Source organism: Bacteroidota bacterium (genome assembly GCA_039111535.1).
GTDB lineage: Bacteria > Bacteroidota > Rhodothermia > Rhodothermales > JAHQVL01 > JBCCIM01.
The window spans coordinates 54,920-61,917 of sequence record JBCCIM010000013.1 but is presented as its reverse complement, the minus strand read 5'-3'; the positions used below and the strand labels follow the sequence as shown (position 1 = coordinate 61,917).

The window sequence follows — 6,998 nt, the reverse complement described above, 5'->3', positions numbered from 1 at the left end:
TACCAGATGGAGATTCACACTATGAGAATCACGAAGCTACTAGGCGCGCTTCTTCTCCTGCTTATCCCTGTAACGGGGGCAATGGCACAATCGGGGAAGATAGCGGGTACCGTGCGTGATGCATCTACTGGGGAAGCGCTTCCCGGCGTGAACGTCGTCATCGACGGAACAACCCAGGGTGCAGTAACGGACCTTAATGGTTTCTACAACATTTTGAACGTAAGACCTGGTACGTACGGTGTACGTGCTTCTTTTGTAGGTTATACGTCTCAGCTTGTTGAGAACGTTACTGTAAACACAGGACTTACATCAAGCTTAGACTTTTCTCTTGGCGAACAAGAGGTTGGTCTCGATGAAGTTGTTGTGACCGCCGAAGCACCGATTGTTGAGTTGGACGTTTCTGCAAACGTTGCCAACCTTTCAAGCGAGGACTTCGAAGACCTTCCAATTGCGAGCATCAACGATGTTCTTGAATTACAAGCGGGTGTTGAGCCTGGTCTTGAAATTCGTGGTGGTGGCCTCGGTGAGGTCGCGTTTATCGTTGATGGTATGAACCTGCGTACTGGCCGTAATAACGAGCCATTTACCAATATCAGTTATACCTCTGTTGAAGCCGTACAGGTACAGACAGGTGGTTTTAACGCTGAGTATGGTAACGTACGTTCAGGTATCGTAAACGTCGCAACAAAAGATCCTTCACGTGACAAGTACACGTTTGATGGTCTTTTCCGCTTTCGTCCTGCACAGGAGAAAGCCCGCGGTGGTCTTCCAGAAGACTTCGACAGCTACTATATCCGTCCTGCGCTTGACCCGCAGACAAACCTTGATGGAACCGCAGCCGGCTGGGATATCTACACCCAGCGTCAGTACAATGACTTTACTGGCTGGAACAACATCGTTGACCGTCTGAATACAGAAGGTTTTGATGTTAACGTTCAGGATATGGTTGATTACTTCAACTTTACCCACCGTAAAGACAACGAGATTGCTTCTCCTGACTACGAAGCAGACTTTACGTTTGGTGGTCCGATTCCATTTATCAGCGACAAGCTGGGCGACCTTCGTTTCCTCGCATCTTATCGTAACACGCAGACTGCTTACATCTACCCGCAGACGCGTGACGCATACAAAGATGAGACCTTCTCTGCCAAGTTGACGTCAAACATTGCTCCAGGCATGAAATTGACGCTTAACGCAATGAGCGCAAGAGAGCGTGGCATGAACAGAAACGACGGTGGTGGTGGATTCTTTGAAGGACAGGCTGATCCTTACCGTGGTGCATTGCCATCTTATCCTTGGGATAACATCGGCGTTGTGTACGTGAGTGGTCTTGGTCGTCGTGGTATCAGCTTTAGTGATGCTAAAGTAAACCGCGCCAACATCGATCACACGATGTTCGGTGGTGAGTTTGTTCACACGCTGAACCAGAACACGTTCTACGAAGTAACGGCCAACTACATCAACTCGAAGTACCGTACGCCATTTGCTAACCTTCGCGATGGTTCATTCCTCGACGAAAACGGCAACCTGATTGCTGTTACTGCTACGGATAACTTCGGTCGTGTTGTTAACCAGGAATTTGTTCAGCAGTGTTTTGGTGGTACAACCGACACCAACGGTGACGGCGAACTGCTTTCTTACTGTGTTGGTGAAGAGCCATTTGGATACTCCGGTATCGGTGGTAACCTTCTCGGACTTGGTGAAACCACAGGTGGTCACTGGAACAAGGCACGTGATACCTCAGATGTGAGCGTATTCACAGGTCGTTTTGACCTCACAAGCCAGGTTAACCGCTTCCTCCAGATCAAAACTGGTGCTGAAGTAATCGTAAGTAACTACGATATGCGCTTTGCGCACGTTAACCTCGAACTCGTTGGTCCTGAGCCAGAGTCAGCATTCCCATACAACGAAGCTCCAATCCAGGGTGCAGCTTATGCACAGGGTAAACTGGAATTTGGTGGTATGATTGCTAACCTCGGTGTTCGCCTCGACTACTTCGATGCAAACACAGAATGGTGGAACTTCGATCCGTTCGATCCAATCCTCAGAAGCCGTGTGGAAGTTATTGACGAAGTAATTCCTCGTGAAGCAGTTGACGCACAGCTTGAAGTAAGCCCACGCGTTGGTATCTCCTTCCCGATTACCGACAATAGCAAGCTCTACTTCAACTACGGTCACTTCCGTCAGATGCTTCTGGCTCGTGACATCTTCGGTATCGAACAGTCTCTCTCAGGCGGTATTGACCGCATTGGTAACCCAAATCACCCACTGCCAAAAACAGTGGCCTATGAGCTGGGTTATGATCAAAACTTCTTTGATCAGTTCCTCTTCCGTGTAAGCGGTTTCTACCGCGACGTACGCAACCAGACCCGTGCAGTCTTCTATGAAGATCTTCGCGAAATCGTTGGGTACAACCTTGCACAGCCTTGGAACTACGAAGATATCCGTGGTGCTGAGTTCACGATTACGAAGAACCGTGGTCGCTGGCTGCGTGGTTTCGTTAACTACACCTTCCTGACCAAAAAAGATGGTAACTTCGGCTTTGGTCGGTTTGACGAAAACCAGTCACAGCAGCGTGACTACCTCCGTACATCTACGGACTTCCGTATCAACGCTCCAGTTGCTGAGCCTTTCGCTCGCATGAACCTGCAGTTCCTGACACCTGCCGACTTCGGTGGTTCTTCTTCAGGAATCCTGGGTAACTGGCGTGTCAACCTCCTCGGTGAATGGCGCAAAGGACAGTCCTTCATCTGGGGTGGCGGTGGCGCCACGCCTCCTGAGCTGAACGAAAACGTTCGCTACAGAGACTTCTGGAACTTTGATCTGCGCTTTACCAAGCACATTAACACCAACTTTGGTAATGCACAGGTATTCCTCGACGTTGCTAACGTGTTCAACCTCCGTCACCTGTACCGCTTCGCGGCGTTCTCACCAGACAACCGCGACTTCGAGCAGTACATGTGGTCCCTGCACTTGCCAGGCGACATCTATGACGGCCTGAACAACCCAGAGCAGAAACCTTACATCTGGATTCCTGGAGATGACCAGCCTGGTGATTTCCGTCATCCAAGTGTAGAGTTCCAGCCAATCGAAGAAGTTGCCAGTCTTTCAAGTGCAGCTGACCCGAATTCTGTCGCATGGTACTGGGCAGAAGATACAGGCGATTACAGCCGCTGGAATGGCTCAGCATGGGAAGCAGTGCCTGATGGCGAACTGCAGAAAGCACTCGACGACAAAGCTTACATCGATATGCCTAACTTCCGGTTCAATACGTTCTTGAACCCACGGGCAGTATCCTTTGGCCTCCGTCTGAGCTTCTAAATGAACTTGATCCAGGAGCAGGTGCGATTCGTTCGCACCTGCTCTTAACTGGATCGATTCAATTTTCCCCTGAGCACATTGCTCACAGTTTTCCTTAGTATTACACTAATTGTCTAATAGGCAATCATTGAGGCAATAATGAAAGTGTCAAAAATAGGTACAATGATCTTCACGCTAGTTATGGTATTTGCCATGACAGCTGAAGACGCCCGTGCCCAGTTTACCACGGTGTGGCTGGATATCGGGAACTTTCGAAATATTTACGTAGAGTCGGGTGCGCTCCATGAGCAGGCGCTGAATAACCGTGGTGCCTCCTGGCCTGCGATCCAGCGTAATAGTGGACATACCCGTGCAGAGTACTTCTGGATTGGTCACAAAGACTGGACCAGCCCAGACGGTCAGAGCTTCCCTGACTTCTCCTCACGCCTCGGGCCCCGTACACCGGGTGCCGAGTTTGTAACTCCCATGGAAAATACGTTGATCAGTAAATGGGAAGATACAGAAGTGTTTGTGGATGGAGTTTCCAGCTTCGACCAGGTTGCAGTAGTCGAAGAAGTTGATCCTTCGCTGCCTGCTGACCGTGTTATTCGTAACGTTGCACGTTATGCAAGTGGGGTTGAAGTTGTACGCCATATTTATGCATATGGCAACGAGTACAATGATCAGTTCCATATCATCCACCGTGAATTCAAAAACACAGGTAACGTGGATGCTGACGACGAAATCGAGCTTCAAGGCCAGACTTTGAACGAGACCGCATTCTTTAACGGATGGCGTCAGACAGGTCGTGATCAGGGAGCCTGGACGGGTTCTGCTGCACAGGCTTGGGGCAAGTTTAGCATGGTTGACGTAGTAGGTGATGGTAACGAAGACTACCCAGTAGACTTCACCGCTATCTACACCTGGGCTGGTTTTGACCCTGATTTCGCATCAGGTAACTGGGATCACCTTGGTAGCCCGATGATCAACTCAAACCAGTGGACCACAGCACGTGACACAACAGGTCGTCTGGCTGGTCAGTCTATGTCTGGTATCATGGTGTTGCACGCTGACGAATCTACCACAGATCGTAGCTACAACCCTGACAACCAGCCACTGACGCTTGGTTTCATGGACTCTGACGAAGCACTTACTGCTGACGGTCAGCCAATCCGTGACTACTACGAGTTGGGTATCCTTACCCGTGACGCAGAAGTTGGTCGTCCACCACGTATGTACCCACACTACGCAGACCGCGTTGAGCCTAGTGGTGTATTCTGGGAGCCGCAGTTTGATGCGTCTACCGGTAAGCAGGGTGGTCACGCTTCTACAATTGCATTTGGTCCTTACGACATGCAGTTCGATGAAACCATTAACGTGTGGGAAGCCCTCGTTGCTTACGGTTTGAGCTACGATGCAGCGCTCCATGTTGGTGAGACTTTCAAACGCAGTGGCTTTGATGATGACCTCATCATTGAATACGATGCAAACGGTGACGGCGTAATCGATACAACACCTTTTGATTACACCCAGTATAACACCGGTGGTGAAGCACTGACGAAAAACCAGTGGTTCATGACGGCACGTGACTCTATGTTCAAGAAGATGTATCAGGCACGCCGTGTGTTTGAAGCTTCAAACAACATGACGACGTACCCAATCGTTGAGCCACCACGTCCGCCACGTACATTCTCTGTACAGGGTCTGCCTGACGTAATTGCCCTCGCATGGGAGTCACACGCAGGTGCTGGCGATCCTGAAGCATGGGAAGTATGGCGTACAAGCGACTTCGTGGACAACATGGAAGGATACGAGCGCGTGGCTTCATTGCCAGGTAGCGCACGTAGCTTTGACGATTCCAATGGTTTGCTTCGTGGTGTAGAATACTACTACTATCTTGCAGCTGTAGGACCTGCTCAGCCTAATGATCCGGATGCGATCACAGGTACTCCAGGTGGCGTTCCACTGAAGAGTAGCCGTTACTACACACAGACTTATTCACCAACCACGCTGAAGCGTGCACCTGGTGCTACGGTTAACGACTTTGCTATCGTTCCGAATCCTGTGAACCTTGGTTCTGATGAGTCTGTACGTTTCTTCGTAGACGGTGACGCATCGCGTCTGCAGGTACTTTTCCTGGATATCCCGGGCGAATGTAACATTACGATCTACACTGAAACTGGTGAGTTTGTACAGCAGCTGTCGCATACAGACGGTTCTGGTGACGAACAATGGGACCTCCTGACTGAAGCCCGCCAGTTGATCGTAAGTGGTGTCTACCTCGTTCGCGTTGAAGACACTGCAACGGGTGCCGTTGATACGAAGAAAATGGTTGTCATTAAATAAATCTGAGCGCCAGGAGCGCACTCCGGTGCGCTCCTAGACTAACAATGCTCTAATAGAGCAACCAAAATCTTGGAAAAAAGCTATGAATAGAAGTTTAAAATCCTCGATGCTGCTTGTTGCGCTCATGATGGTTTTAGTGCCTTCGAGTTTTGCACAGGTAGAGGAAGATTTCGACCAGGTCGACACTGAAAAGATTGCCCAGACAGGCATGAAGTTCTTGACGACCTCTCTGGACGCGCGTGCTACCGCACTTGGTGGCGCCGTGACCGCTGACGAGTCTTATAACACGTCAACAGCATTGTTTTATAATCCAGCTGGTATGGCTCGCATGAGTGGTACATTTCACGTTGGTTTTTCAAACACTGCATTTATTGAAGACATCAACTACAACGCTTTCAGCGTAGCTTTCCAGCCTCAGGGTGGAAACTACGGTGTGTTTGGCCTCTCAATCTTGTCACTGGACTACGGTGAAATTGAGCAGACCATTCGCGCTGATACGGACGCTGGTTTTGTTAGACTGGGTACATTCAGCCCAACCGCTATGGCGATTGGTCTTGGCTATGCCCGCTCTTTCACTGACCGGTTCTCTGTAGGTGCACACTTCAAAATCGCTACGCAGGATCTCGGCTCACAGCCGGAATCTGCTGACGCGGGTGCAACTACAAACCGTGACTTCAAAGAGAGCACAGTTGCCGTTGACTTCGGTGTACTTTATAACACCGGATTCCGTAGCCTTACCATCGGTATGAGCGCGCGCAACTTCTCTCAAGAAGTAACCTACGTAACAGAAAGCTTTGAGCTGCCGCTGACGTTCCAGATTGGTTTGGCGATGGATCTCGTCGACTTTACCAGCATGGATCCCAACGTTCACTCCATCCAGTTCAGCGTAGACGCACAGCGTCCGCGTGACTTCCAGGAGCACGTTAAAGCGGGTGCTGAGTATACCTTCATGGATCTGTTGTCACTCCGTGCCGGTATCGCTGAAGCATTTGTACAGGATCAGGAACGCGGATTTAGCCTTGGTGCTGGACTGAACTTTAATCTCTCCAACATCAACGTTACTGCCGACTACTCTTACACCGACTTTGGTGTATTTGATGGCGTAAACCGCTTCTCTCTTGCACTTGGCTTGTAAGTTGAAAAGACACTGATCAACGCTTGCGTTGAGGGATGCCATTCTTCAGGTGCTTCGGCACCAGAAGGATGGCATCTGTGTTTATGCCGGCTTTTCAGTTTGCTTATATAATGGAACCCCGGCGCTTTCTGCTCTTTTATTGGGATATCTGTTGTCATCTCCTAACCACCACACCAGGATGACATGTGTGCCCCCACCCTCTCTGTGGCTTTAGGCC

The 6,998-nt window shown here is 50.0% G+C and carries 3 protein-coding genes; all 3 read left to right on the top strand.

The window, feature by feature from the left end; genetic code table 11:
* The first annotated feature begins 21 nt into the window (after positions 1 to 21).
* Positions 22 to 3,321, top strand: coding sequence for a TonB-dependent receptor (locus AAF564_03925; protein ID MEM8484668.1), 3,300 nt, complete (start codon positions 22 to 24; stop codon positions 3,319 to 3,321).
* 138 nt (positions 3,322 to 3,459) lie between these two features.
* Complete coding sequence (locus tag AAF564_03920) at positions 3,460 to 5,646, top strand: hypothetical protein (protein ID MEM8484667.1); 2,187 nt, start codon at positions 3,460 to 3,462, stop codon at positions 5,644 to 5,646.
* An 82-nt stretch (positions 5,647 to 5,728) separates the two neighbouring features.
* Positions 5,729 to 6,781: a PorV/PorQ family protein gene (locus AAF564_03915; protein MEM8484666.1), complete on the top strand. Its 1,053-nt coding sequence runs from the start codon at positions 5,729 to 5,731 to the stop codon at positions 6,779 to 6,781.
* Positions 6,782 to 6,998: the final 217 nt, after the last annotated feature.

Bases quoted from the DNA above. Each gene is read 5' to 3' on its own strand.
- AAF564_03915 (MEM8484666.1), top strand. From the start codon at position 5,729: ATGAATAGAAGTTTAAAATCCTCGATGCTGCTTGTTGCGCTCATGATG.
- AAF564_03925 (MEM8484668.1), top strand. From the start codon at position 22: ATGAGAATCACGAAGCTACTAGGCGCGCTTCTTCTCCTGCTTATCCCT.
- AAF564_03920 (MEM8484667.1), top strand. From the start codon at position 3,460: ATGAAAGTGTCAAAAATAGGTACAATGATCTTCACGCTAGTTATGGTA.